Source organism: Companilactobacillus paralimentarius (assembly GCF_963227125.1).
GTDB lineage: Bacteria > Bacillota > Bacilli > Lactobacillales > Lactobacillaceae > Companilactobacillus > Companilactobacillus paralimentarius.
The window spans coordinates 1,603,144-1,628,016 of record NZ_OY724131.1 but is presented as its reverse complement, the minus strand read 5'-3'; the positions used below and the strand labels follow the sequence as shown (position 1 = coordinate 1,628,016).

The 24,873-nt window shown below is 34.9% G+C and carries 26 protein-coding genes and 1 riboswitch; of the genes, 24 read left to right on the top strand and 2 right to left on the bottom strand.

The window, feature by feature from the left end; all coding sequences use genetic code 11:
• Window positions 1–18 precede the first annotated feature (18 nt).
• From ACI6PB_RS07885 to thiT, 8 genes are all read left to right on the top strand, one after another.
• The gene (locus ACI6PB_RS07885; protein ID WP_025085323.1) at window positions 19–1,284 is read left to right on the top strand and encodes a folylpolyglutamate synthase/dihydrofolate synthase family protein; all 1,266 of its coding nucleotides are present in this window, start codon (window positions 19–21) and stop codon (window positions 1,282–1,284) included.
• Window positions 1,285–1,292: 8 nt separating this feature from the next.
• Window positions 1,293–1,931 carry a RadC family protein gene (gene radC, locus ACI6PB_RS07880; protein WP_025085322.1) on the top strand — a complete coding sequence of 213 codons (639 nt, stop codon included), beginning with the start codon at window positions 1,293–1,295 and terminating at the stop codon, window positions 1,929–1,931.
• A 92-nt stretch (window positions 1,932–2,023) separates the two neighbouring features.
• Complete coding sequence (locus ACI6PB_RS07875; RefSeq protein WP_025085321.1) at window positions 2,024–3,025, top strand: rod shape-determining protein; 1,002 nt, start codon at window positions 2,024–2,026, stop codon at window positions 3,023–3,025.
• A gap of 46 nt (window positions 3,026–3,071) precedes the next feature.
• Complete coding sequence (mreC, locus tag ACI6PB_RS07870) at window positions 3,072–3,932, top strand: rod shape-determining protein MreC (protein ID WP_025085320.1); 861 nt, start codon at window positions 3,072–3,074, stop codon at window positions 3,930–3,932.
• Window positions 3,932–4,474 (top strand): rod shape-determining protein MreD, encoded by a 543-nt coding sequence (gene mreD, locus ACI6PB_RS07865; protein WP_025085319.1) that lies wholly within the window; start codon window positions 3,932–3,934, stop codon window positions 4,472–4,474. The genes mreC and mreD overlap by 1 nt, the downstream gene beginning before the upstream one ends.
• Complete coding sequence (gene minC, locus ACI6PB_RS07860; protein ID WP_025085318.1) at window positions 4,471–5,139, top strand: septum site-determining protein MinC; 669 nt, start codon at window positions 4,471–4,473, stop codon at window positions 5,137–5,139. Before mreD ends, minC begins: the two co-directional genes overlap by 4 nt.
• A 2-nt stretch (window positions 5,140–5,141) precedes the next feature.
• Entirely contained in the window at window positions 5,142–5,939 is a 798-nt protein-coding gene (minD, locus tag ACI6PB_RS07855) for a septum site-determining protein MinD (RefSeq protein ID WP_025085317.1), read from the top strand.
• A 31-nt stretch (window positions 5,940–5,970) separates the two neighbouring features.
• Window positions 5,971–6,073: riboswitch (TPP riboswitch) on the top strand.
• A gap of 48 nt (window positions 6,074–6,121) precedes the next feature.
• Window positions 6,122–6,703 carry an energy-coupled thiamine transporter ThiT gene (thiT, locus tag ACI6PB_RS07850; RefSeq protein ID WP_025085316.1) on the top strand — a complete coding sequence of 194 codons (582 nt, stop codon included), beginning with the start codon at window positions 6,122–6,124 and terminating at the stop codon, window positions 6,701–6,703.
• Between the two features lie 113 nt (window positions 6,704–6,816).
• On the opposite strand, the gene ACI6PB_RS07845 is transcribed toward thiT, so the two are convergent.
• Both ACI6PB_RS07845 and ACI6PB_RS07840 read right to left on the bottom strand, forming a co-directional pair.
• Complete coding sequence (locus ACI6PB_RS07845; RefSeq protein WP_056950777.1) at window positions 6,817–8,067, bottom strand: ISL3 family transposase; 1,251 nt, start codon at window positions 8,065–8,067, stop codon at window positions 6,817–6,819.
• 147 nt (window positions 8,068–8,214) lie between these two features.
• Window positions 8,215–8,340, bottom strand: a complete 126-nt coding sequence (locus ACI6PB_RS07840) for a DUF4044 domain-containing protein (protein ID WP_371125782.1) — start codon at window positions 8,338–8,340, stop codon at window positions 8,215–8,217.
• Window positions 8,341–8,574: 234 nt separating this feature from the next.
• Here ACI6PB_RS07840 and mraZ point away from each other — a divergent pair, with 234 nt between their 5' ends.
• From mraZ to ACI6PB_RS07760, 16 genes are all read left to right on the top strand, one after another.
• Complete coding sequence (mraZ, locus tag ACI6PB_RS07835) at window positions 8,575–9,006, top strand: division/cell wall cluster transcriptional repressor MraZ (RefSeq protein WP_025084747.1); 432 nt, start codon at window positions 8,575–8,577, stop codon at window positions 9,004–9,006.
• On the top strand, window positions 8,996–9,946 hold the full coding sequence (rsmH, locus tag ACI6PB_RS07830) for a 16S rRNA (cytosine(1402)-N(4))-methyltransferase RsmH (protein ID WP_025084746.1): 951 nt from the start codon (window positions 8,996–8,998) through the stop codon (window positions 9,944–9,946). The genes mraZ and rsmH overlap by 11 nt, the downstream gene beginning before the upstream one ends.
• Window positions 9,947–9,958: 12 nt before the next feature.
• A complete protein-coding gene (ftsL, locus tag ACI6PB_RS07825; RefSeq protein WP_056955694.1) occupies window positions 9,959–10,324 on the top strand; it encodes a cell division protein FtsL in 366 nt (121 codons plus the stop codon).
• Window positions 10,321–12,489: a penicillin-binding transpeptidase domain-containing protein gene (locus ACI6PB_RS07820; protein ID WP_404327250.1), complete on the top strand. Its 2,169-nt coding sequence runs from the start codon at window positions 10,321–10,323 to the stop codon at window positions 12,487–12,489. The genes ftsL and ACI6PB_RS07820 overlap by 4 nt, the downstream gene beginning before the upstream one ends.
• A gap of 15 nt (window positions 12,490–12,504) precedes the next feature.
• Window positions 12,505–13,470 (top strand): phospho-N-acetylmuramoyl-pentapeptide-transferase, encoded by a 966-nt coding sequence (mraY, locus tag ACI6PB_RS07815; protein ID WP_404327249.1) that lies wholly within the window; start codon window positions 12,505–12,507, stop codon window positions 13,468–13,470.
• Between the two features lie 16 nt (window positions 13,471–13,486).
• Window positions 13,487–14,860, top strand: coding sequence for a UDP-N-acetylmuramoyl-L-alanine--D-glutamate ligase (gene murD, locus ACI6PB_RS07810; protein ID WP_025084742.1), 1,374 nt, complete (start codon window positions 13,487–13,489; stop codon window positions 14,858–14,860).
• A gap of 9 nt (window positions 14,861–14,869) precedes the next feature.
• Window positions 14,870–15,970, top strand: a complete 1,101-nt coding sequence (gene murG, locus ACI6PB_RS07805) for an undecaprenyldiphospho-muramoylpentapeptide beta-N-acetylglucosaminyltransferase (protein WP_025084741.1) — start codon at window positions 14,870–14,872, stop codon at window positions 15,968–15,970.
• 17 nt (window positions 15,971–15,987) lie between these two features.
• Window positions 15,988–16,689 (top strand): cell division protein FtsQ/DivIB, encoded by a 702-nt coding sequence (locus ACI6PB_RS07800; RefSeq protein WP_158136972.1) that lies wholly within the window; start codon window positions 15,988–15,990, stop codon window positions 16,687–16,689.
• A gap of 76 nt (window positions 16,690–16,765) precedes the next feature.
• The gene (ftsA, locus tag ACI6PB_RS07795; RefSeq protein ID WP_025084739.1) at window positions 16,766–18,127 is read left to right on the top strand and encodes a cell division protein FtsA; all 1,362 of its coding nucleotides are present in this window, start codon (window positions 16,766–16,768) and stop codon (window positions 18,125–18,127) included.
• A 44-nt stretch (window positions 18,128–18,171) separates the two neighbouring features.
• A complete protein-coding gene (ftsZ, locus tag ACI6PB_RS07790; RefSeq protein WP_025084738.1) occupies window positions 18,172–19,422 on the top strand; it encodes a cell division protein FtsZ in 1,251 nt (416 codons plus the stop codon).
• A gap of 14 nt (window positions 19,423–19,436) precedes the next feature.
• Entirely contained in the window at window positions 19,437–19,844 is a 408-nt protein-coding gene (locus tag ACI6PB_RS07785) for a cell division protein SepF (protein ID WP_025084737.1), read from the top strand.
• 16 nt (window positions 19,845–19,860) lie between these two features.
• Window positions 19,861–20,130, top strand: a complete 270-nt coding sequence (locus tag ACI6PB_RS07780) for a YggT family protein (RefSeq protein WP_025084736.1) — start codon at window positions 19,861–19,863, stop codon at window positions 20,128–20,130.
• Window positions 20,130–20,924: a YlmH/Sll1252 family protein gene (locus ACI6PB_RS07775; protein ID WP_309510858.1), complete on the top strand. Its 795-nt coding sequence runs from the start codon at window positions 20,130–20,132 to the stop codon at window positions 20,922–20,924. Before ACI6PB_RS07780 ends, ACI6PB_RS07775 begins: the two co-directional genes overlap by 1 nt.
• 15 nt (window positions 20,925–20,939) lie before the next feature.
• A complete protein-coding gene (locus ACI6PB_RS07770; RefSeq protein WP_056955695.1) occupies window positions 20,940–21,677 on the top strand; it encodes a DivIVA domain-containing protein in 738 nt (245 codons plus the stop codon).
• A 176-nt stretch (window positions 21,678–21,853) separates the two neighbouring features.
• Window positions 21,854–24,631, top strand: coding sequence for an isoleucine--tRNA ligase (ileS, locus tag ACI6PB_RS07765; protein ID WP_404327248.1), 2,778 nt, complete (start codon window positions 21,854–21,856; stop codon window positions 24,629–24,631).
• A gap of 12 nt (window positions 24,632–24,643) precedes the next feature.
• On the top strand, window positions 24,644–24,859 hold the full coding sequence (locus ACI6PB_RS07760) for a cold-shock protein (RefSeq protein ID WP_025084733.1): 216 nt from the start codon (window positions 24,644–24,646) through the stop codon (window positions 24,857–24,859).
• The last annotated feature ends 14 nt before the right edge of the window (window positions 24,860–24,873 follow it).

Sequence of the window (24,873 nt, the reverse complement as noted above, 5' to 3'; positions counted from 1 at the left end):
AAAAGGAGTGATTTTACGTTGTTAAAGAATTATGAAGAAGCAATTAACTATATTCACTCATTACCAAAGTTTCATCGTACAAATAATTTGGATAATATCAAAGAAGCTTTAAAAATTTTGGATAATCCACAAAATGATTACGAGACGATTCATGTTACAGGCACGAATGGTAAAGGAACAACCAGCAATTTTTTGGCTAATTTGCTGGAAGCTGATAATAAAAAAGTCGGTTTGTTTATTTCTCCTTATGTAAAAGTGTTTAATGAACGTATCCAGATAAATCATCAGTACATTTCCGATCAAGACTTGTTGGATAATGTGAATTATTTGATAGAAAAAATTGGTTCAATTCCGCTAGCAGAGTTTGAATTTGTTACGGTTTTAGGTTATTTTTATTTTCGTGGTCGCGTCGATGTAGCAGTAATTGAAGCTGGTATTGGTGCCCGTCATGATAAGACAAATGTTATTACACCGGTTGTGTCGGTAATTACTTCCGTAGATTTGGACCATGAGAAATTAATTGGTCCTACTTTACGGGATATAGCTTTTGAAAAAGCTGGAATTATTAAGAAAAATAGACCGATTGTGACTGGTTTTCTGCAGGACTCAATAAAAGAAATAGTTGAAGATGCCGCTGAGGAAATGTCGAGTCCACTTTATAAATTTAGTCGTGACTTTGGAATTGACGATTTTAAAACAAAAAATTTTAAATTATCATTTACATATTATGACGATAAGGTAACAATAAGAGAGATATCTTGTGATGGCTTTGAAAAAACAACTGCGATGAATGCGGCTATTGCTATTCGTGCTTATGTTCAATATCATCGAAAACACCAAACTGAAGTATCAGAGAAGCTTATTAAGGGCAATCTTGATAGTCATCATTTATTGGGAAGAGCACAAATAGTACAAAATAATCCGTTAGTTTTAATGGATGGAGCACATAATATTTCAGCAATTTATAATTTAATTAATTCTTTGACTACAAATTATGAAAATAAAGATATAATTGTTTTATATGCTGGAATGAAAGATAAAGATCGCAGTGAGATTATTCAGGAATTAGCACCAAGAGTGAAGCATATTTATATCACAACACTTGATATGCAACGTTCCGCTGTTGCTGGCGATTATAATTTATCGAACTATGATAATGTTTCTTTTATTGAAAATTATCGTACTGAATTACAGAAAATAATGAAACAACTAAATGCTCAACAAGTATTGTTGATTACTGGATCTTTTTATTTAATTTCGGATTTTGAAAATTATTTTGCGTAATTTCAAGTATGATGATAAATTTAAGAGAAAAAATTTTAGCTTATGGTGTCAGCACCTTAAAAGATGAAGAATTAATGGCTGTTGTCATTGGCAATGGTACTAAGAAAAATAACGTTTTGGACTTGTCAGAAAAAATTGTTTCAAATAAGAATGGTTTAAATTTGAATTTAGACCAATTAATGGCTTTTAATGGAATCGGAGTTGCCCAAGCTTGTAAAATTCTGGCGGCAATTGAATTAGGTACCAGAAAAGTTCAGTCGGATAAGTTATCAGAACGAGTCGTTTCAGTCGACGATATTGGAAAACATTTAATAAATATAATAGGTAGTACTCCACAAGAGAAGCTAATGGCGGTTTACTTGAATAATAGTTATCATGTCATTAATGAAAAAACTATTTTCATTGGTACAATTGATCAAGCAACTGTTCATCCAAGGGATATTCTAAGAGAGGCAATCCAGATTTCAGCGACGCAAATTGTGATAGCTCACAATCATCCAAACGGAACATTAATGTTTTCGAAGAATGATCAGGAGTTTAGTTTACGGTTGAAAAAATGTTGCAATTTAATGGGAATAAACTTATTAGATCATTTAATTATTACGAGAAAATCGTATTCTAGTTTAAAGAAGTTAAATTTAATTTAGGATATGATTGGTCATACTTTAAATCGTTATTTTGTATGATATAATTTTGGTTAGCGTAAAATGTGGTGTGTACTTTAAAGGAGAGAAATAAATTGTTTGGTATTGGATCAAAGAAGCTTGGCATAGATTTAGGAACTGCAAATACTTTAGTTTATGCTGAAGGAAAAGGAATCGTTTTAAACGAACCTTCTGTTGTCGCAAAAAATAATAACACTGGAGAGATCGTTGCTGTTGGTTCAGATGCTCGTGAAATGATTGGACGTACACCTGGTAGTATTTCTGCCATTCGTCCAATGCGTGATGGAGTAATTGCTGATTATGACACAACTGCTGCTATGATGAAGTACTTCATCGAAAAAACAGCAAATAATTCAAAACCCTCTGTAATGGTTTGTGTTCCTAGTGGTGTTACTGAAGTTGAAAAGAGAGCTGTTATTGAGGCTACTCAACATGCAGGAGCTCGTGAAGCATATGTAATCGAAGAACCATTTGCAGCCGCTATCGGTGCAGGACTTCCTGTTATGGATCCAACCGGTAATATGGTTGTTGATATTGGTGGTGGTACAACAGACGTTGCTACCATTTCACTAGGTGGAATTGTATCATCACGTTCAATTCGTGTTGCTGGTGATAAATTTGATGATTCAATTTCAGCTTATATTAAATCAAATTATAATTTACAAATTGGTGAAAGAACTGCTGAAGATGTTAAGATTCAAATCGGTTCAGCCTCAATTGAAAAGGCTAAAGAGATTGAATCAATGCAAATTCGTGGTCGTGACCTTGTTACAGGTTTACCAAAGACAGTTCAATTAACTGGTGAGGACATTGCAACTGCAATTCATGAAAATGTTCAAGAAATCATTGAAACAATCAAAGAGACTCTTGAAGAAACATCTCCTGAAATTGCTGCTGATGTTATCGATCACGGTATTGTTTTAACCGGTGGTGGTGCATTGTTACATCATTTACCAGAAGTAATCTCAGAAGCAACTGGAGTTCCCGTATTCATTGCTCAAGACCCACTAGATTGTGTGGCTATCGGTACTGGCGAATCACTTAAGAATATCGATGTAATGCGTCGCCAAAAATAAGCGGGATGAATCCCGTTTTTTTTATTTGATCTACTAGGAGGAAGCAATGCAAAAGTTTTTTTCAAATAAAAAATTGATTATTTTAATGATACTTATTATTGTTACTTTTGGACTTTTGGCGGTAACGGTTAATATTCGTGATAAAAAGAGTACACCGCCAGTTGTTCAACAAGTTGGTAATGATGTCGTCAGCGTTGTTGGTGGAGTCTTCGCTTATCCAACTAATGCTGTAAAAAATGCTACCTCAGAATTCTCTGATTTGTACAACACATATTCTGAAAATAAACGTTTGAAAACTAGAATTGACGAGTTAGCACAAAATCAGGCTAAATTAGAAGTAGTTCAAGATGAAAATAAGAAGTTAAAACAAGAATTAAAACTTAATGGAACACTTACTGATTACAGTACAGTTAATGCCTCTGTTTTGTCACGGTCACCAAGTAGTTGGCAAAATTACTTAACAATTAATCGTGGTCAAACAAGCGGTATTAAGAAGAATATGCCAGTTATGTCTGGAAAAGGTTTGATTGGTAGAATTGTTGAAGTGGACAAGGTTAGTTCTAAGGTTGAGTTGATTTCAACTAATAATGAATTGAACGATAAGTTTGCGGCTGAAATTTTAGGCGATAACAAGAATGTTACAGGTGTTGTTAGTCGTTATGATAGTTCTACTGGTGACCTAGTGATGGAAAACGTTAATTCTACAAAAGATATCAAAAAAGGCCAAAGCGTTATTACATCAGGTTTAGGTGGATTAACACCTCGTGGATTGTACATTGGTAAAGTTTATGGGATCAAGAAAGATAATTATGGAATGACTAATTCTGTTTATATCACCCCAGCAGCTGAAATGCGTAACTTTACTGTTGTTACAGTTATCAAGTCGTCGGTTCATGGTGAGAATTGATGAATATAAAAAGACGAAAGATTTTTGGACAAGTATTATTCATCTTATTTGCATTTTATTTGGATGGTTTAATAAAATGGGCCTTTTTGAATAATATGAATCATGAAACAGTAGTGATCTTGCCACAGATTATGTTGATGGCAATCGTTATGTTAACGATGAGAATTGAAGATCGTCGTCAATTGATTATATACGGTATAGTCTTTGGGGTTATTTACGATTCCTATTATTATGGAATCATCGGACTATATACAATTTTGTTACCACTGTTGATGGTGGGAATAGATCATTTTAGATTTTTGTTGATCAAAAATAATATGGGATATGATATTTCCATTTATTTTTTGTCGTTGACATTTTTGCAAACGGGAATTTATTTGTTAGAAAAATTATTGCAGCAAACAAGTACAGATGTTTTTGATTTCATTACGTATACGTTGGGACCAACATTGTTGTGGAATATAGTTGTTTTCTTTGTTATCTATATTCCATTGGCAAATATGTCTGCCTGGTTGGTGAAATATCGGAGGGATAGTAAATGAGTGACATCATTTTAAAGGGTGGTAAAGATGGATTTTCAGTTATTTTTAATGAGAATGCCAATTATGACGATGCGTTGAAGGATTTAAAAGAGTTAATCATGCAACAAAACGTTAAATCAACCAATGAAAATGATGATGTTATTAGTTTTACTATTAAAACCGGTAAGCGATTGTTTACTAATCAACAAAGGGAAAGTATTGAAGAATTTTTTGAAAAATATCCACAACTAGAATTAAAGGATATCGAATCAGATGTTGAGGATAAGAAAAAAGTCAAAGAATTATTTGATGCTAATAAAACTAATGTTGAATCTGGAATCGTACGTAGTGGACAAAGGCTAGAATATAAAGGTGACTTGATCTTTTTAGGATCGTTACATCGTGATGCCCAAATTTGTGCTACAGGTTCTATCTATATTTTGGGAGAGGTCAGTGGAATCGTCCAAGCTGGATTTCCTGATAATCCTAATGCGGCCATTTTTGGTAATTTGAAGGATGTCGATCAATTACGAATTGCTGATGTTATTGAAATTGTAACGGATGATAATCGTAAGGATTTTCAGGATGGTAAGTTTGCTTTTATCAATGATCTACATGCTATTAGTGTTGATGATCTAAAAAACTACAAAGATAAAATAAATGATTTAAGAAAAAGGACAGATTAACTATGGGAATATCAATAGTTGTAACTTCAGGTAAAGGTGGAGTTGGCAAAACAACTACTACTGCAAATGTAAGTACTGTCTTAGCAAGTCTTGGTAAAAAAGTATGCATGGTCGACTTAGATATAGGGTTACGAAATTTAGATGCTGTGATGGGCCTAACTAATCGGGTTGTTTACGATATTGTTGATGTGGCTCAACATAGGGTAGTAGTATCCCAGGCTTTAGTAAGAGATCCTAGATTTGAAGATAATTTGTATTTATTGGCGGCATCACAATTTGCGGATAAATACGTCTTAGATAAGGATTCATTAGCACTGATTATCAATGAGTTAAAGCAACGCTTTGATTTTGTGATGATTGATTGTCCAGCTGGAATTGAATATGGTTTTCAGAATGCCGTTTCTACAGCCGATGGAGCTTTAGTGGTGACTAATCCAGAGATCGCCTCAGTTAGTGATGCAGATCGAGTAGTTGGTATTCTAGAGAATATGAACATGCCGATAACACCTCATTTAATTATTAATCGTATTCGCAAGAATATGATCAATGAGGGTACATCAATGCGAATTGATGATATTGTTAACCATTTAGGAATTCCTTTATTGGGAATCGTTATTGACGAGGATAAAGTTATTTCTGCTTCTAATGCTGGACAAACTGTAGCTTTTGATCGTGATAGTAGTGCAGGTCATAGCTATCAAAATATTGCTCGAAGGATGTTAGGGGAAAGTATTCCTTTAGACTTATCAACCGATACTAAAAAAGTTGGATTTTGGGGCCGTGTTTTTGGAAAAAAATAAGTCCTATGGTACAATATCCTTAAATAATATAAGTCAACACAGGGGGAGCCTTTGGCTGAGAGTGAACGTAATTGTTCAGACCCTTTAAACCTGTTATGTTAATACATGCGTAGGGATAGTGTTGTTCAAGCAGAAGCTCGAACTCTCTTGTGATGACAAAAATCAGAAGGGAGTTTTTTTGTATGATCAATAGAGCTAGCGGTCAAGACAGTTTAATTGTTTTGACGGAAGGGGCCATTATTACCGCTTTGGCAATGGGGTTGTCTTATATACCTCATTCTACAGGGGTTTCTTCGGTTGAATTTGTTTATGGATTGATTCCAATGTCTATCTATGCGTTAAGAAGAGGATTGAAACCTGGCTTAATGGCTGGGTTAGTCTGGGGACTATTAGATATGTTTCTTAGGGGACTAGGTGGGGGAGTTTTGAATCCACTGCAAGGTTTTGTTGAATATCCATTAGCTTTTGGTGTCGTGGGATTAATTGGTTTAGGAAGTGTTAGAGTTCAGCGCGCGATTAGAAATGGTAAGAACGCGTTAGGATTGATAATCTTTTATTCAGCAATTGGTTTTTTGGCTAAGTATTTTCTACACTTTATTGCTGGCGGTATCTATTGGGGATCATATGCACCTAAATCGATGAATCCTTGGGTCTATTCTTTAGTTATTAATGGAGGTAGTTTTATAGCTAATATGATTATGCTGATTGTTTTGGCTATCCTATTAAATCGTATTTTTAAACAATTAATAATTCCAAAAAATTAGACAAAAGAGCCTAACCTGAAAAATTCGGGTTAGGCTCTTTTTTTGGCTCTTTGTCAAATCGTATTGATGAATAGTTTTTGTATAGAAGGCAACCTCATGTAGGTTGTCTTTTTTTATGCGCAAATGAGTCTTATTCTCTTAAGAAAATGGTCAAGATTTCTGAAGCCATAACTGATATGTTTGAGTTTTTTTATCTTTCCAATGGTCCCTTCAAGAGGACCATTGGAGTACGGCATTGTGCAACTATTCTTTACATAATTTAAATTCTTACGTAACGTTGAAATAGATGTATCCATAGCGGTATTATTCTTTTTATATCCATAGATGGTTTCTTTGAGTAATGATATATCGTGTTCATGTATCGCTTTCTGAATACCTTGATAAATATCATAAGTATTTTTAAAAACTGGTAGATTGTCAGTGGCTATATCAATAACGTTTCGCGTTGTAGTATATTCGTTGATTCCAAAAATATATTTTACTTTCTTGTCGTCTACATCTGCCTCAGGCAGATGATAGAGACGCCAATTAGACTTAAGTGCTTTATACAAACGGGAATGTTTATCATTTATTTTTTTAAGACAACTGATTCTAACTTGATCCAATGCCCGGCTACATAGCTGAACTATATGAAATCTATCAACTATTATTTGAGCATTGGGAAAAATTCTATGAATGACCGACTGATAATTAGCATTCAAATCAATAGAGACAGTCTTAACGGCTTGCCGTTCTGACAAGCTATAGTTATTTATAAAGTGTTCAATAACTGTTTTAGAGAGTCGATCATGAATCAGCTCAATTAGATGATGTGTTTGTGCATCAATAGCTATAAAAGTAAATATACCGTTAACTGAACGAAATTCATCAAAACACAGGTTTTTTGGAAGACAATCACATCTATTTGGTAATTTGGTATTGTCATATAAGACTCTGCTTACTGTATTTACTGATACTCCGATGATCTTAGCTATTGATGTTAAAGTAAAGGATTCCTTTGCCATAACGAATATTCTGTTTTGAACTTGTTTAGTCATAGTATGATTTTTGATTAATAAATCACTGTGGGCACCGCAGGTGCCACCACAGTTCTTACAAATATAACGTTGTTTATTGAGCATCAAATGATACTCAATACCGTTAAAACTGGCTAATCTAGCATTAGTTTTTCTTTTTCCATTTTTGACTAATGAATTTAAACCACATTGTGGACATCGATACAGTTTATAAGTTAAATCAGCGTTTACGATCTTTATATGCTTTATAACGCCACGATTTTTAATCGTAGCGTCCTTGACTGAAACATTACTTATATTATTGTCTTTTATATCGAGTGCACATAGTATAGAATTGTCTTGGGACATTATTGTTTTCTCCATGTTTGATTGGGTTTGGTCGCTTAAATCTTAACATGAGAACAGTGATGTTCTTTTTTTATTTTCTAGAGATTAAAAAACTGGTATTGATTATTCATCAATACCAGAAAGTATAGAACCCTTTTTTTGCGTTCTTTAGATAAAACTCATAATTGAACCGAGAACAACGCCACCAATTGTGACAATAATCATCAACCAAACGACAATTTGAATAATTTTAGTTAATGTGCTTTTAGGTTTCTTTTCGTCCAAAACTTCCACCACCTAATTTATATATAGTGAAATGGTACTTCACAAAGGAAATTTATGCAATATTGTAATGGTTTTCTCTTTTACTTTTGGGAAAACTCCCCACCCTTATAAATGTATGATTACCAACCGTTTACAAGTTTTTTAACTACTTTAGACTGATTGTCAAATATCGTGTGGTTAATTGTGGTTAATTGTGGTGATTTGTGGTAAATTAGGAAGTGTTAAAGAATCGAGGTGATATCCATGTTCATGGGTGAATTTCATCACACACTTGATAATAAAGGTAGAATTATTGTGCCTGCTAAATTTAGAAAATTGCTTGGTGATGAGTTCGTAATAACTCGTGGAATGGATGGTTGCCTTTTTGGTTACCCGCTGGAGCAGTGGAATAAGCTTGAAGCGCAGTTGGATAAGTTACCACTGACCAAGAAGGATGCAAGAGCCTTCACTCGATTCTTTTATTCTGCAGCTGCAGAGGTTGAATTTGACAAACAAGGTCGGATTAATCTTTCGACTTCGTTAATTAAATTTGCTAAGTTAAATAAGAATTGTGTAATCGTAGGTGTTTCTGATCGTATTGAAATATGGGATGAGGAATGCTGGAATAAATTTAGCCAAGAGGCTGAAGATAATTTTGAAGAAATATCGGAGAAAATGACAGACTTTGACTTCTAACGAATATAAACATAAAACAGTACTTTTAAAAGAAACAATTGATGAGGTAAATCCACATGATAATGGTATTTATGTAGACGCTACCTTTGGCCGTGGAGGGCACAGTAAAGAATTATTGAGCCGCATGCATCATAGCCATCTTTATGTTTTTGATCGCGATGAGGCCGCCATTAAAGTCGGTGAGAGTATTCAAAATGATCCAGCTATCATTGGCGATAATACGTTGACGTTAATACGTGATAATTTTGAAAATATGCAAGAACGTTTGTTGGATTTGGGCGTTACTGAGGTAGATGGGATTGTTTACGATTTAGGAGTTTCGTCTCCACAATTTGATGATGCAGTCAGAGGATTCAGTTATAAGAAGGCTGCTCGTCTTGACATGAGAATGGATCAAAGACAAGACTTAGATGCAGAGAAAATTGTTAACGACTGGTCTTATAGTGAACTAGTTGGTATTTTCTATAAATACAGTGATGAAAAATTTTCTAAACAGATTGCTCGTGCTATTGAACGAACACGTGAGGACCATCGTATAACTTCTACATTGGAATTAGCGGATATTATCAAAAATGCTATTCCTGCAGCAGCTAGAAGAACAGGTGGTCACCCTGCTAAACGTGTCTTTCAAGCAATTAGAATTGCAGTAAATGATGAATTGGGTTCTCTTGAGAGATCCTTAGATCAAGCAATTAAATTGTTGGCACCAAAGGGCAGAATAAGCGTTATAACTTTTCAATCAAAAGAAGACAGAATTGTAAAACATATTTTTAAGGATAATTCACACGTTGATGTTCCCCGCGGATTACCTGTTATTCCAGATGACATTAAACCAGTTTTGAAACAGATAACACGGAAACCAATTCTGCCTAATGATAAGGAATTAGCTGAAAATAATCGGGCACATAGTGCTAAATTACGCGTTGTTGAAAAGATATAATGGAGAAATAATATGAGAGAAGAAAGTACGGCTAGAAATTTACAAGACTATCAAGTTGCTCCACAGCCCGAGAAGGTTGTTCAAGCAGCTCCCAAGGTACATAGTGTTAAACTGTCAAAATTTGAGACTTTTTCTATTGTAGGTCTCTTTCTTTTAACGTTGGTACTAATGGTAGCTTTAGTTAGTATAAAAGTTTCGATGACTTCTTCTCAAAATGAGTTAGATAGTCTTACTAATCAAATCTCTAAGACTAATACGAGTAATGTTAATTTAAGACAAGAAATTTCTGAATTAAGCAGTTTTGATCGGTTCTCTTCTTTCGCTAAGAAGCATAATTTAAAAATGAGCGATAATAATGTAAGGAATATATCAAAATGAGTAAGTTCGGAAAACTATTAAAAAATAAGGCAAGACGCAATCATTATATAGTTGGTATATTAATTTTGATTGTGACTGCCTTTTCTTTTATCCTTTTTATCCAAAGATTTGCTTATATCTCTGTAAGTAAACAATATGATGGAGTAAATCTAGAAAAAAGAACTAAAGCTAAATATGAAAAAGTAACAAAGGTTAATGCTAAACGTGGTGATATCCTTGATGTTAATGGTGATATGATTGCGGGAGATTCAACGATTTATAATATTTATGCAATTGTAAATCATAAGTCTAAAACAGCCACAGGTAAGGCTGATTATGTAGTTGATAAGGAAAAGACTGCTAGGATGCTGAGTAAGTATTTACCACTCTCTGAAAAGCAATTAGTTAAATATTTAACTCCTCAAAATAAGAAACAATATCAAGTAGAATTTGGACAAGCTGGACGTAATCTATCAATTGAAATCAAGCGTAAAATTGCAGCTCAGAAGTTACCTGGAATTCATTTCGTAGAATTTCCATCAAGGTCTTATCCTAATGGTGTTTTTGCTACTAATTTAGTTGGTATTACTAAAGCTGATAATGCTAATGATCAAAATAGCAATATTAGTGGTGTGATGGGAGTTGAAAAATACTTCAACAAATTGCTATCTGGTCAAGATGGTAAGAAGATTACTAAGGTTGACTTTAATGGTAATGAATTACCTAATTCTCAAGTAAATGAGAAGCAATCGATCGATGGATCGAATGTTTATTTGACTTTGAATAGTAAAATTCAGCAATATGCTGAGATTTTGGCTCAAGAAGCTGCCGATAAATATGAACCTAAGAATTTACAAGTTTTAGTTATGAACGCTAAAACCGGTGCGATTGAAGCAGCAACACAACGTCCAACTTTTAATCCGACAACTGGTAAGGGCCTAGCTAATAGTTGGCGTGATACTTTAGTTGAGGACCAATTTGAACCGGGTTCTGTCATGAAAATTTTGACTTTATCGGCATCAATTGATTCTGGTAATTATGATCCAGATGAATTGTACAAATCTGGTTCCGTTGAAGTAGGCGGAAGAACAATCAGTGATTGGAATAATGCTGGCTGGGGTTATATACCTTTGTCAGAGGCTTTTCCAAGATCATCTAATGTTGGAATGGTTAAATTGGAACAGAAGATGGGATCGAAAACGTGGATGAAGTATATGCGTCGTTTCGATATTGGTGACAAAACTAACATTCCATTGCCAGGAGAAGTAGCTGGAGGTATTTCGTTCCAACATACTAGTGATCAAGCGATGACTTCATTTGGACAAAGTGTCAATGTAAATACGATTCAAATGTTGCAAGCATTTTCGGCAATTGCTAATGGTGGGAAAATGATTAAACCACAGATAGTTCAAAAGGTTGTTAATACTAATACTGGTAAAACAACACAGAGCTTTAAACGAAAAGTGGTTGGACAGCCGATTAAAAAGAGTACGGCTAAACAAGTTCAAAAGGCTATGCGTCAAGTTGTTACAAAGAACTATGGTACAGGTCTTGTTTATAACATTCCTGGTATCAAGGTTGGAGTAAAAACTGGTACAGCACAAATTGCTTCACCAAATGGTGGTTATTTGACAGGTAATAATAATTATATTTTTTCAGTCACAGGGATGATTCCTTATAATGATCCTAATTATATTGTTTATATAACAATGAGACAGCCACAGAAGATGACTGAGTCGCCTGAAAAAATCTTATCTGAAGTCTTTAATCCATTAGTTAAACGTTTGGTAAATCAAGGTAAATCACAAACAAATACTACTCAGGCAGGCAATCAATATGTTAAAGTTCCAAGTCTGTTAGATAAATCGACTAATGATGCCTTGAGTAAGATCAGTGATCTTAAGTTACAATCGGGTGTTATTGGTACTGGTAATAAGGTCGTTCAACAACTACCTGCAAGTGGTGAGAAGGTAATGCCAGGACAAAGAATGGTCTTATTGACTAATGGTGCCATGACGATGCCAGATTTCACAGGGTGGTCAAAAAACGACGTTTTGAAGTTTGCTGAGATTACTGGTAAACAAGTCACAACCAAAGGCGATGGATATGTTATCAAACAATCGGTCAGCTCTGGTCATGTGATAAATGACAGTGGTAAAATTGTAGTTACATTGAAAAATAAATAAAATAAGGGGATTTTCATGGAAATTAGTCATATAGTTTTCGACATAGTTAGTTCATTTGTAATTGTGGCAATCTTAATGCCATTTCTGATTGGCTACTTAGTTGCACATAAAGAAGGTCAATCAATTCGTGAGGAAGGGCCTAAATGGCATGAGAAAAAGTCTGGTACACCAACGATGGGTGGACTTTTAGTTATTTTAGCTGCTTTGGTTACAAATATTTGGGTTGGTACTTGGCAAGGCCAGCTCACTCATTCACTTTTAATTACAACCTTTGTTATTGTTCTTTATGGATGCATTGGTTTTATTGATGATTTCATCAAAGTTTTCAAAAAGAGAAATCTTGGACTTAGAGCTTGGCAGAAAGCACTTTTACAAATAATTGTTGGGATAATATTCTTATATGTTTATAATGGCGATCAATTGCCAATGAATTTTACTATTCCTGGTGTTTTGTCAATTGATTCAGCTGTAATTTTTATTTTGTTTACACTTTTCTGGTTGGTAGGATTCTCTAATGCTACTAATTTGACTGATGGTTTGGATGGACTATTAGGTGGTTTAGGAACGATTTCTTATGCTACATATGGAATTATTGCTTTAAACCAAAATCGTGCTGATATTGCGATTGTCTGTTTCTCAGTTGTAGGTGCCTTATTAGCTTTCCTATTGTTCAATCACAAACCAGCTAAGATCTTCATGGGTGATGTTGGTTCATTAGCTTTAGGTGCTGGTTTAGCAGCAATCTCAATTCTTTTGGGCCATTATTGGTCACTATTGTTGATTGGTTTCGTTTATGTAGTTGAAACTATGAGTGTTATGCTTCAAGTCTTTTCATTCAAAGTTTTCCATCGTCGTATTTTTAAGATGACACCAATTCATCACCATTTCGAGATGTTGGGATGGAGTGAATGGAAGATTGATATCGTATTCTGGATTGTTGGTTTGATTTGTTCTGCAATTTATTTAATTTTATTCGTATAGGAAGTAAAAAATAATAATGAAAACAAAAAGTAATTATTCAAATAAAAAAATCTTAGTTTTAGGTTTAGCCAAGAGTGGCTTTGCAGTTGCTAAACTTTTGAAAAAGATGGGATCAGATGTAACAGTTGTGGACTCTAATCCATTGGAAAAGAATGCTGAAGCAAAAGCATTGATTGATGATGGTTTTAAAGTTATTACAGGAAGTAATGATAAGAATTTGATTGATGATTCTTATGATTACTTAGTGAAGAATCCTGGAATATTTTATTCAAATGAGCTAGTTGAACGTGCCGAAGAATTGAATATACCCGTTATTACAGAACCAGAAATAGCTTACAGTTATTCAGATGCTACTATGGTTGCCGTAACTGGTACTAATGGTAAAACTACTGTTACGACTTTAATTCAATTGATGTTGAAACATTCGCCTAAATTTGAAAATTCATATTATGCTGGTAACATTGGTATTCCTATTTCTGATGTTATTCAAAAAGCTACTAAAAATGATGTCGTAGTGACTGAGTTATCAAGTTTTCAACTTCAAGGAACAATCGACCTACATCCACATGTGGCAGTATTAAATAATATCTATTCAACACATTTAGATTTTCACAAGAATCGTGCCAACTACATTAAAGCTAAGATGCATATCACCAAGAACCAAACTAAGAATGATTACTTTGTTATTAATTGGAATACTGATGAGTGGCGTAAATTAGCTGAGCAATCAAATGCTACTATTGTGCCATTTTCAGATAATCAAGAGCTTACTAGTGGCACTTATGTCAAGGATGACGTCATTTATTGCAACGGTGAGAAGATCATGAATGCTGATGAAATCCAAATTCCCGGAGAACATAATGTGCAAAATGCCCTAGCGGCAATTAGTGTCGCTAAAATGTATGATGTTTCAAATGAGGATATTGTTGAGGTTCTATCATCATTTACTGGTGTCAAGCATAGAATACAATATGTCGATACTTTCGGTGGACATAAATTTTATAATGATTCCAAAGCAACTAATGTTGAAGCAACTATCGTGGCTTTAACGGCCTTTAAAAAGCCTATTACTTTGATAGCTGGTGGACTTGATCGTGGTAATGGCTTTGATGAATTGATTCCTTCTCTTAAAGGAAAAGTTAACAACTTAGTAGTTTACGGTCAAACTGCTGATAAAGTTATTGCATCCGCTGAAAAGGCTGACGTTTCTAATATTGTAAAAGTAAATAATCTTAAAGAAGCTGTTCCTGAAGCCTATAAACAAAGTGATGCTGGTGATGTAATTTTGCTTTCACCCGCTGCTGCTAGTTGGGATCAATTTAAGACCTTCGAACAACGTGGAGACCAATTTATTCAAGAAGTTGAAACTTTAAAGGGAGAAGTTAAATAGATGACAAAAATGCGTATAATCGTATCCGGCGGTGGAACGGGCGGCCATATTTATCCAGCAATGGCTTTAATTAAACGCCTCAAGGAAAGAGACATGATTGAGGATGTTTTATACGTTGGAACTGAAAAAGGACTAGAAAGCAAGATAGTTAAGAATGCTGGAATTGACTTTAAGACAATTGAAATTCGTGGTTTCAAACGTAAATTGACACTTGAGAATGTTAAAGTTGTTGAACTCTTTTTATCCAGCATTCGTAAATCAAAGAAAATTATCAAGGAATTCAAGCCCGATATTGTTGTAGGGACAGGTGGATATGTTTCAAGTGCTATTGTCTATGCAGCACATACCATGCATATTCCTACAGTTATACATGAGCAGAATACTATTGCTGGTGTAACAAATAAATTCTTAGCACATTTTGTTGATAAAATTGCCATTGCCTTTCCAGATGCAGTTGATCAATTCAGTGAAAAGAAAAAATTAGTATTTGCTGGTAACCCCAGAGCTCAAGAAGTCGTTAATATTCAAAAGAACGATCGTTTAAAAGAATTCAATTTAGCAGATGATAAACCAACTGTTATGATTTTTGGTGGTTCTAGAGGTGCAAAGCCGATTAATTTGGCAGCAATCGCCGCAATGGACAAGTTTGCGGCAGCTAATTATCAAGTTTTATTTGTTACTGGACGAGTACATTATGATAATGTGGTCGAAAAAATCGATTCTAAGTACCTAATGAGTGCAAATATTTCAGTATTACCATATATTGATAATATGCCAGAAATTCTTCCTGACATTAATTTGATTGTTGGTCGTAGTGGTGCGACAAGTATTGCTGAAATAACTGCCTTAGGTATTCCTGCAATTTTTATTCCAAGTCCGTATGTAACGCATGATCATCAAACAAAAAATGCATTATCCGTTTCAAACGTCGGTGCTGCTAAGTTGATTCCTGAGTCAGATCTTACTCCAGAATCTCTTTTCCAAGAAATTAATGAGATTATGAGTAGCAAATCGATTCAAGAGAAAATGTCCGATAAATCTAAAAAAATCGGTGTTCCCGATGCAGCTGATCGCTTGATAAAGGTTTTAACCGACTTGGTAAATAAGTAGTATAAGGATTGATGTTGATGGCATTAAAAAAAAGAATTAGGATAAGTAAAAATGGATTGATATTTCTAATAGTTTTTATCATAATTATTATTGCTTATTTTGGTTCGCCTTTGAGTAAAGTTAGAAATATTAATGTTGAAGGTGTTAATGATTTAGGTGCACAACAGGTTATCAATGCAACTAAGATAGATGATAATTCGGTGCTGTTGGATCTTTTGATACATCACAAATCAATTACAGAAAAAACTGAAAAAAAATTACCATCTATTAAGTCAATGTCAATTAAGACAAGAAATATGCGAGATATAACGATACAGGTTAAAGAGTATTCAACATTAGGGTTCATCAATAAAAATGGCTATTATTACCGTATCATCAATGATGGTCATGTGATAAATCAGAAAATGAGTGCTCCAATTGGTAATTATCCAACATATAGTAATTTTGGAACTAAACGTTTAAAACAAATTGCTAATTTATATGCTGAATTACCAAGTAACGTACAAACAAATATTTCAGAAATCTATAATTCACCGACTAAATTAAATCCATATCGAATTAAAATTGATATGAATGATGGTAATAAAGTTATTGCAGATATGAGAACTGTTAAAACTAAATTAAAATATTATCCAGGTATGGCTGCCCAAATGAAAAAGAAGGGCGTTATAGATTTGGAGATAGGAGCCTATTCTTATCCCTTTAAAGATAAGAAATAGGTTTAATCTAATCGTTTTTGTGTTAAAATTTTTTAGTGAATAGATTTTTTCTAGGTAAGGGAGGCTGCCACGATTAATGGACAATTCAGAGTTTTTTGTAGGTCTTGATATTGGTACAAATTCAGTAAAAGTAGTGGTTGCTGAATCGTCAGATGACAGATTAAGTGTTGTTGGCGTAGGAAGCGAACGATCACAAGGAGTTAGCCGTGGCGTTATAGTCGATATTGATAAGGCCGCAGGTGCAATAAGACGGGCTGTTAAGCGGGCCGAAACGCAAGCAAATATCACAATTCATGACGTTGTAGTCGGTATATCGGCTAATATGTTGCAAATTGAAAAATGTCAGGGAATGATAGCGGTTGGTTCTCAGTCAAAGGAAATTACTGAAAATGATGTCAGACAAGTTATGCTGGCTGCAATGGTTCAAAACTTACCTAGTGAGCGAGAAGTGGTTTCTTTAATTCCCAAACAATTTTCTGTCGATGGGTTTAATAACATTCGTGATCCTCGTGGAATGATTGGTGTACGTCTGGAAATGACGGGAATCATATATACTGCACCAAAAACAATTGTACATAATACGAAAAAGGCCATCCAAAAGGCTGGTCTAAATATTATTCATAAAGTTATTTCTCCAATGGCGTTAAGTCAAGTTGTATTAAACGACGGTGAAAGTGACTTTGGAGCCGTAATTATCGATATGGGTGCTGGTCAAACGACTGCTTCAGTTGTTCACGACCATAACCTCAAATTGTCTACAGTTGATTTTGAAGGTGGAGATTATGTCACTCATGATATTTCGGTAGTTTTGAATACAACAGTAGAAAATGCTAATCAATTAAAACTTTACTATGGTAATGCTTCATCATCTCAAGCATCAACTGAGGAAAATATCAGTGTTGAAGTGGTTGGGAAGAATGAGCCTGAGACAATTTCAGAAGAATATTTGTCTGAAATTATCGAAGCTAGATTGGAACAAATCTTTACTAGATTACAAGCTCCATTAGAGGACGCAGGTGCTTTGTCACTTCCTGGTGGAATTGTATTAACCGGTGGAGTTGCTGCAACACCTAACGTCGAAGAGTTGGCTCGAAAAATTTTCAATGTTAAGGTGAGAAGCTATGTTCCAACACAAATGGGAATGAGATATCCTTCATACTCGTTGGGCTTAGGCTTAGTAACCTATGCTTCTAGGCTGAATGATATTGGGGTTATTGCTGACAATGTCGTTAATGGTGCAACTATTGGCCACAATACGTCGCAGCAATCACAGCCTCAACCTCAACCACAGCAACCTGTTCAAACACCGGTTAATCCAACAGTGCGAGAACAACCACAAACTCAAGAACCTAAAGCCACTGATGAGGAAACTTCTAAGCCCGATGAGACTAAGAAGACATCGAAGCTTAAGGACTTTTGGAGTAAGTTTTTTGATTAATAAAAATAAATTAAATTCAATTTTGAACTAGGAGGAACTCCTTAATGGAATATACTTTAGACTCAACCAATAATAAGGGAGCGGTAATTAAGGTTATCGGTGTCGGTGGCGCTGGTGGTAATGCCGTAAATCGAATGGTCGAAGCAGGGATTAAAGGTGTTCAATTCATCACTGCTAATACAGACGTTCAAGCACTAGAAAGCTCTAACGCTGAAACCAAAATTCAATTAGGACCTAAACTAACAAGAGGATTAGGTGCTGGGTCAAATCCCGAGGTTGGACAAAAGGCTGCTCAAGAAAGTGAAGAAGCCATTAAAGAGGCCCTTGAAGGTGCCGATATGATTTTTGTTACTGCCGGAATGGGTGGTGGAACTGGTACTGGTGCTGCTCCAATCGTAGCTAACATTGCTAAGGAAAGTGGTGCTTTGACAGTTGGCGTTGTCACACGTCCATTTGCTTTTGAGGGTGCTAAACGTTCACGTTTTGCTGCTGATGGTATTACAGAACTTAAAAAAGATGTTGATACATTAGTTATTATTTCTAATAGCAAACTATTAGAAATCGTAGATAAGAAGACACCAATGGGTGAGGCATTTAGTATTGCCGATGATGTTTTACGTCAAGGTGTTCAAAGTATCTCTGATTTAATTACATCACCTGGTTTTGTTAACCTTGATTTTGCTGATGTTAAGACTGTTATGTCTGATCAAGGTTCAGCCTTAATGGGTATCGGTACAGCTAATGGCGAAAACAGAATTACTGAAGCAACTAAGAAGGCCATTTCTTCACCATTACTTGAAGTTTCAATTGATGGTGCCAAACAGGTACTTCTTAATATTACTGGTGGTCCAGACTTATCATTGTTTGAAGCTCAAGATGCAGCGCAAATTGTTTCCGAACAAGCTACCTCAGATGTTAATATTATCTTTGGTACTTCAATTGATGATACTTTGGGTGACCAAGTTAAGGTTACTGTAATTGCTACGGGTGTTGAAAGTGAAGATAAGAAGCGTGAACCAGCTAGACGTCCTTTAAATAATCCAAGAGCTGCTTTTAATAATAATCAAAATAAAGCAACTGATAACGCTGAAGAACAATCAGCTAAGCCAAAGGAACAAGCAACTAATAATGATCCATTGGCCGCTTGGGATATTAATCGTGACGCATCTAAACCAAAGGATGTTTCCGGTGAAAAAGGTGATTTTGAAATTTTCCAAAAACCTGAAACTATCGATTTAAGCGATGATGACGATGATTCAACTCCTCCAATCTTTAAACGTCGTAACAATAAATAAAAGGAGATTTTCTTATGGCATTTGAAAAACTAAGCAGTTTTTTTGGAATTAATGACGATGAAGACTTTGAAGAAAAACCAGTCGAAACGCCTCAACCTAAAAAAAATTATTCAAATAATGAAAAGGTCGTATCAATGAGTGCAGCAAGTGAGAGTAGAAGTGCGGTCAATAGTAAGATTGCTATTTATCAACCCAGAGTTTACTCTGACGCAAAGGTTATTGCTAAACAACTTTTGAATAATAAAGCTGTGATCGTTAATTTTAATAATGTCAATGATGAACAATCAAAGAGAATCGTAGATTTCTTAACTGGTACTATCTTTGCTTTAAATGGCGAGATTAAACGTGTTGGGGAAAAAATCTTTCTTTGCACACCACCGAAGTTTGAAATTGATGGAAGTATACCAGACATAAACGAATAGTAAGTCGAGGAAAGATATGGATCGAATTGTAAGTGGACTACCATTTATCATTAGTTGGGCGTTTGAATTGTACGAATTTATTTTATTCGTATATTGCTTGATGTCATTCGTACCAGCTTTATATAACTCTGCTTTTGGAAGATTTGTTGCTTCAATGGTAAATCCATTCTTAAATCTAATCAGAAGAGTCATACCAACAAGTATTGGCCTTTTTGATTTCTCTCCAATAATTGCCATAATATTAATACGATTATTGCAGAAAGTGATTTTTATGATAATTTTATGATGGAAGATAAAAAAGGAGTCATGGGTGGAGGTTATTTTAGACCTGAGGAAAAACCGTTTATTGATAAGATGAGCGATATTTTGTTAAAGGCTCAAACAATGTATACTCCACAATTGACGGATTTTTTAAATTTAAGAGAGCAAACAATTTTAAACAATCTGATTAATAAGTATGATGATTTATTTGTACATTATTTTGGTGGATATGATAGTGCTGAAAGGGTCAGGGGAATAATTGCTCCTGACTATTTTGTGCCTCAGGAATCTGATTATGATATATCCATGTATGAAATTCGGTATCCAGAAAAATTTGCTAATTTACATCACGGACAGATTCTCGGATCGTTGACTGGTTCAGGAATTGACCGTGATCGATTTGGTGACATCATTACTGATGGTGAAAATTGGCAATTTTTTGTTTTCAAATCAATGAGTGATTATATTGAGGAACAAGTTAAGAAAATTGGTCCGTTCAAGGTGCATTTGATGGAAAAGGATTTTCAAGATCTGTTATTACCCAAAGATGATTCAACGGATGAGACAATCAATGTACAATCATTACGTTTGGATACGATCGTCGCTACCGTTTACGATTTATCCAGACAAAATGCTAAAGCGCTGGTAGATCATGGGAAAGTTCAAATAAATTGGGCTGTTAATAAGAATGCTAGTTCATTTATTACAATAACTGATACACTTAGTGTAAGAGGTTTTGGTAGAATAAGAATTAACGACATTATGGGACGATCAAAGAATAATAAATATATTCTGTTCGTAAATGTTATTAAGAAATAATAGGGGCGTGAAGTTATGGTATTGTCACCAGTAGAAATACATGATAAAGAATTTGATAGTAAATTTAGAGGCTATGACCGCGACCAAGTGAATGACTTTCTGAAACAAGCAGCTCAAGATTATAATCTGGCATTACAAAAAAATGCTGAGTTAGAAAAACAACTTAAAGATACTACTGACCAATTAAAGTATTTTACTGATATGAAGGATGCTTTGAATCAATCTATTTTGGTTGCTCAAGAAGCGGCTGAAAAGGTGAAATCCGAATCAGAACAGGAAGCACAGATTATTGTAGAAGAGTCTCAGAAAAAAGCTCGTGATTTACTAAATCAATCAACTGATAAATCTAATCGGATTTTGCAGGATGCATCTGATCGTGCCCGTCAAGTCACCATTGAGACTGATAATTTGAAAAAATCAGTTAATTCATTCCGTCAAGGTCTTCAAGGAATGCTCAAGCAACAACTTGACATGGTTGAAAATCCTGAGTGGTCTAAGCTTAATGACAGTACATCTACTGAAAAATTAAAACAGGAAATTGGTGATCAAGCCAATGGTACTACTCAAGACTATCAACCTAATGTACAAAATAATGAAAATATGCAAGATCAGGTTTCAAAGTCAGATCAAATGAATTATAATGATAATATTCAGAATGACCAACCAGACGAATCTTATACGATTAATCATCAACAAAATGAACCTACGTTCAATTTTCAAGATGACGCTGATGGTGATTCGAAGGAAAATTAAGAGAATAAGTGCTTAGAGTAAATTTTTTCAGCGAGCTAGCAAATGGTGTGAGGTTAGTAAAAATTCTTTAGGTATATCGGCTCTTAAAAAACCGTATATTAATTTACCAATAGGTGGTATAGCGAGAACTCGTCCTAGATTGGATGGGTTCTTTTTATTTTAGAAGGGGTGAAAGAATGCGAGTAAAAGATACTCTTAACTTAGGTAAAACTAAGTTCCCAATGCGTGGTAATTTGCCAAACAAAGAAGCTGAATGGCAAAAGGCTTGGGAAGAAAACAAACTTTACGAAAAGCGACAAAAATTAAACGAAGGTAAACCAACTTTTGAATTACTAGATGGACCTCCATTTGCTAATGGTGATATCCATATGGGACATTCATTAAATAAGGTTTCAAAGGATATTATCGTTCGTTACAAATCAATGAATGGATTCCGTTCACCTTATGTTCCTGGTTGGGATACTCATGGTCTTCCAATTGAACAACAAATGGCTAAAAAGGGTGTCAAACGTAAGGAAATGAGCATGTCCGAATATCGTAAGTTATGTTACGATTTCGCTCAGGGTGAAATTAAGAAACAAATGGCTGGGTTCAAACGTTTAGGTATTTCAGCTGACTGGGATCACCCATACATTACTTACCAACCTGAATTTGAAAAGGCTGAATTAGAGATCTTTGGTGAAATGGTCGATAAAGGTTACATTTACCGTGGTAAGAAACCTGTTTACTGGTCACCATCATCTGAGTCAACTCTAGCTGAAGCTGAAGTTGAATATAAGGACATCAAGTCACCATCAATCTTTGTTGCCTTCAAAGTATGCGATGGTAAAGGTGTAGTTGACAGTGATGCTTCATTCATCATTTGGACAACAACTCCATGGACAATTCCATCTAATGAAGCTATCTGTGTAAATCCTAAATTTATTTACGCTGAAGTTAATGCTGATGGTAAGAAATATGTTGTTGCTCAAGAAAGAATCCAATTCGTTCAAGAACAACTTGGTTGGAAAAATGTTGAAATTCTTAAAACATTTAAGGGTGCTGAACTTGAAGGTTTGACAGCTACACATCCATTCTATGATCGTGAATCAGAATTAATTCTTGGATTCCACGTTACACTTGATGATGGTACTGGTTTGGTTCATACAGCTCCTGGATTTGGTGCTGATGACTTTGTTGTTGGTATGAAATACAAGTTGCCTGTTTTCTCACCAATCGATGCACAAGGTCGTTTCACAGATGAAGTACCAGAATATGAGGGTGTCTTCTACGATGATGCTAACAAGATGATTACTGAACGTATGAAGGAAAATGGTTCATTATTGAAATTAAGTTTCTTCACTCACAGTTATCCACATGATTGGCGTACTAAGAAACCAGTTATTTTCCGTGCTACACCACAATGGTTTGCTTCAATTGATAAGTTTAGACAACAAATTCTTGATGAAATCGAAAAAATCGACTTCAAACCTGCTTGGGGTAAAACACGTCTTTACAACATGATTCGTGATCGTGGTGATTGGGTAATTTCAAGACAACGTGCTTGGGGTGTTCCACTACCAATTTTCTATGCCGAAAATGGTGACCCTATCATGACTAAGGAAACTGTTGACCATGTAGCAGACCTAGTAGGTAAGTATGGTTCTAACGTTTGGTTCGAAAAGGATGCTAAGGATCTTCTTCCAGAAGGCTATACAAATCCAGGTAGTCCAAATGGTAAGTTTACTAAGGAAACTGATATCTTGGATGTTTGGTTTGACTCTGGGACAGCTCATTCAGGTGTTGCTAAGACTCGTGATAATTTAACATTCCCAGCTGACTTAATTCTTGAAGGCTCTGATCAGTATCGTGGTTGGTTCAACTCAATGCTAGTAACTTCCGTAGCTGCTTATGGAGTTGCACCATATAAGGCTGTTATGTCACAAGGTTTCACTTTGGATAAGAATGGCGTTAAAATGAGTAAATCACTTGGAAATGTCATTTCACCTAGTGATATCGAAAGACAATTTGGTGCCGAAATTATCCGTCTTTGGGTTGCTTCAGTTGACTCAAGTTCTGATGTTTCTGTTTCAGTTGACTCATTTAAACAAGTTTCTGAAACATACCGTAAGATCAGAAATACTATCAGATTCATGTTAGCTAACACAACTGATTTTGATCCAAAGACTAACGCTGTCGCATATAGTGATCTTCGTCCAGAAGATAAATATATCAAGGTCAAGTTGAATGACTTAGTTAAGAATGTTTTGGCAGATTATGACAAATATGATTTTGCTGACGTTGAGAAATCAATTGTTAGTTTCATTGTTAATGAAATGTCAACATTCTACTTAGATTTTGCCAAAGATGTTGTTTATATTGATGCTGAGGATTCACATGCTCGTCGTTCAATGCAAACTGTTATCTATGACGTAGTTGTTAAATTAGCTAAGATGTTGACACCAATCTTGCCACATACTATGGAACAAGTTTGGGAATACCTTAAAGAATCAGAAGATTATGTTCAATTAGCAGAAATGCCAGAAGTTGAAGATCTTCCTGATCAAGCTGAAATCGAAAGTGATTGGACAACCTTCATGGACTTTAGAGACAATGTTTTGAAGTCACTTGAAGTTGCCCGTGCTGATAAAATGATTGGTAAATCACTTGAAGCTAAAGTAACCGTTCATCCAAGTACTGACTTAAAAGCTGTTCTTGATAAAATTGATAGTAATTTTGGTCAATTATTAATCGTTTCTCAATTTGAACTTTCAGATCAAGAATTAGCCAATGCCGATAAGTATGAACTTGCTGATGTTTTAGTTGAAAAGGCTCAAGGAGACGTTTGTCAAAGATGTCGTATGATCAAGACTGACGTTGGTAGTGATAGTAATTATCCAACATTCTGTGCTAGATGTGCTAAGATTGTTGCTGAAGAGTATCCAGAAACAAAGACTGAGGGCTTTGATGATTAGGAATGGTGAATAATGTTCACAGGAAAAATAGTAAGGTTCAATAAGGACCGTGGTTTTGGTTTTATAAATAATGGGGAAGAAGATATTTTCTTCTTTGCGGACTCAATTCTTAATCGTGAGGACTTTTATATTGAAAAAGGTCTCGGCGTTACTTTTGAGATTGCACCTGGTTATAAGGGACCACAAGCTGTTAATATTAATATCAAAAAAGAAGAAAGCGCTGAATAGTGCTTTCTTTTTCT

Excerpts from the sequence above, each read along its gene's own strand:
- minD (WP_025085317.1), top strand. The coding sequence starts at position 5,142 with ATGGGAATATCAATAGTTGTAACTTCAGGTAAAGGTGGAGTTGGCAAA.
- ftsL (WP_056955694.1), top strand. The coding sequence starts at position 9,959 with ATGAGAGAAGAAAGTACGGCTAGAAATTTACAAGACTATCAAGTTGCT.
- ACI6PB_RS07845 (WP_056950777.1), bottom strand. The coding sequence starts at position 8,067 with ATGTCCCAAGACAATTCTATACTATGTGCACTCGATATAAAAGACAAT.
- ACI6PB_RS07775 (WP_309510858.1), top strand. The coding sequence starts at position 20,130 with ATGGAAGATAAAAAAGGAGTCATGGGTGGAGGTTATTTTAGACCTGAG.
- ftsZ (WP_025084738.1), top strand. The coding sequence starts at position 18,172 with ATGGAATATACTTTAGACTCAACCAATAATAAGGGAGCGGTAATTAAG.
- mreC (WP_025085320.1), top strand. The coding sequence starts at position 3,072 with ATGCAAAAGTTTTTTTCAAATAAAAAATTGATTATTTTAATGATACTT.
- thiT (WP_025085316.1), top strand. The coding sequence starts at position 6,122 with ATGATCAATAGAGCTAGCGGTCAAGACAGTTTAATTGTTTTGACGGAA.
- ACI6PB_RS07820 (WP_404327250.1), top strand. The coding sequence starts at position 10,321 with ATGAGTAAGTTCGGAAAACTATTAAAAAATAAGGCAAGACGCAATCAT.
- mreD (WP_025085319.1), top strand. The coding sequence starts at position 3,932 with ATGAATATAAAAAGACGAAAGATTTTTGGACAAGTATTATTCATCTTA.
- ftsA (WP_025084739.1), top strand. The coding sequence starts at position 16,766 with ATGGACAATTCAGAGTTTTTTGTAGGTCTTGATATTGGTACAAATTCA.
- murG (WP_025084741.1), top strand. The coding sequence starts at position 14,870 with ATGCGTATAATCGTATCCGGCGGTGGAACGGGCGGCCATATTTATCCA.
- ACI6PB_RS07760 (WP_025084733.1), top strand. The coding sequence starts at position 24,644 with ATGTTCACAGGAAAAATAGTAAGGTTCAATAAGGACCGTGGTTTTGGT.
- mraY (WP_404327249.1), top strand. The coding sequence starts at position 12,505 with ATGGAAATTAGTCATATAGTTTTCGACATAGTTAGTTCATTTGTAATT.
- murD (WP_025084742.1), top strand. The coding sequence starts at position 13,487 with ATGAAAACAAAAAGTAATTATTCAAATAAAAAAATCTTAGTTTTAGGT.
- ACI6PB_RS07780 (WP_025084736.1), top strand. The coding sequence starts at position 19,861 with ATGGATCGAATTGTAAGTGGACTACCATTTATCATTAGTTGGGCGTTT.
- ileS (WP_404327248.1), top strand. The coding sequence starts at position 21,854 with ATGCGAGTAAAAGATACTCTTAACTTAGGTAAAACTAAGTTCCCAATG.
- ACI6PB_RS07770 (WP_056955695.1), top strand. The coding sequence starts at position 20,940 with ATGGTATTGTCACCAGTAGAAATACATGATAAAGAATTTGATAGTAAA.
- ACI6PB_RS07785 (WP_025084737.1), top strand. The coding sequence starts at position 19,437 with ATGGCATTTGAAAAACTAAGCAGTTTTTTTGGAATTAATGACGATGAA.
- ACI6PB_RS07800 (WP_158136972.1), top strand. The coding sequence starts at position 15,988 with ATGGCATTAAAAAAAAGAATTAGGATAAGTAAAAATGGATTGATATTT.
- minC (WP_025085318.1), top strand. The coding sequence starts at position 4,471 with ATGAGTGACATCATTTTAAAGGGTGGTAAAGATGGATTTTCAGTTATT.
- radC (WP_025085322.1), top strand. The coding sequence starts at position 1,293 with ATGATGATAAATTTAAGAGAAAAAATTTTAGCTTATGGTGTCAGCACC.
- mraZ (WP_025084747.1), top strand. The coding sequence starts at position 8,575 with ATGTTCATGGGTGAATTTCATCACACACTTGATAATAAAGGTAGAATT.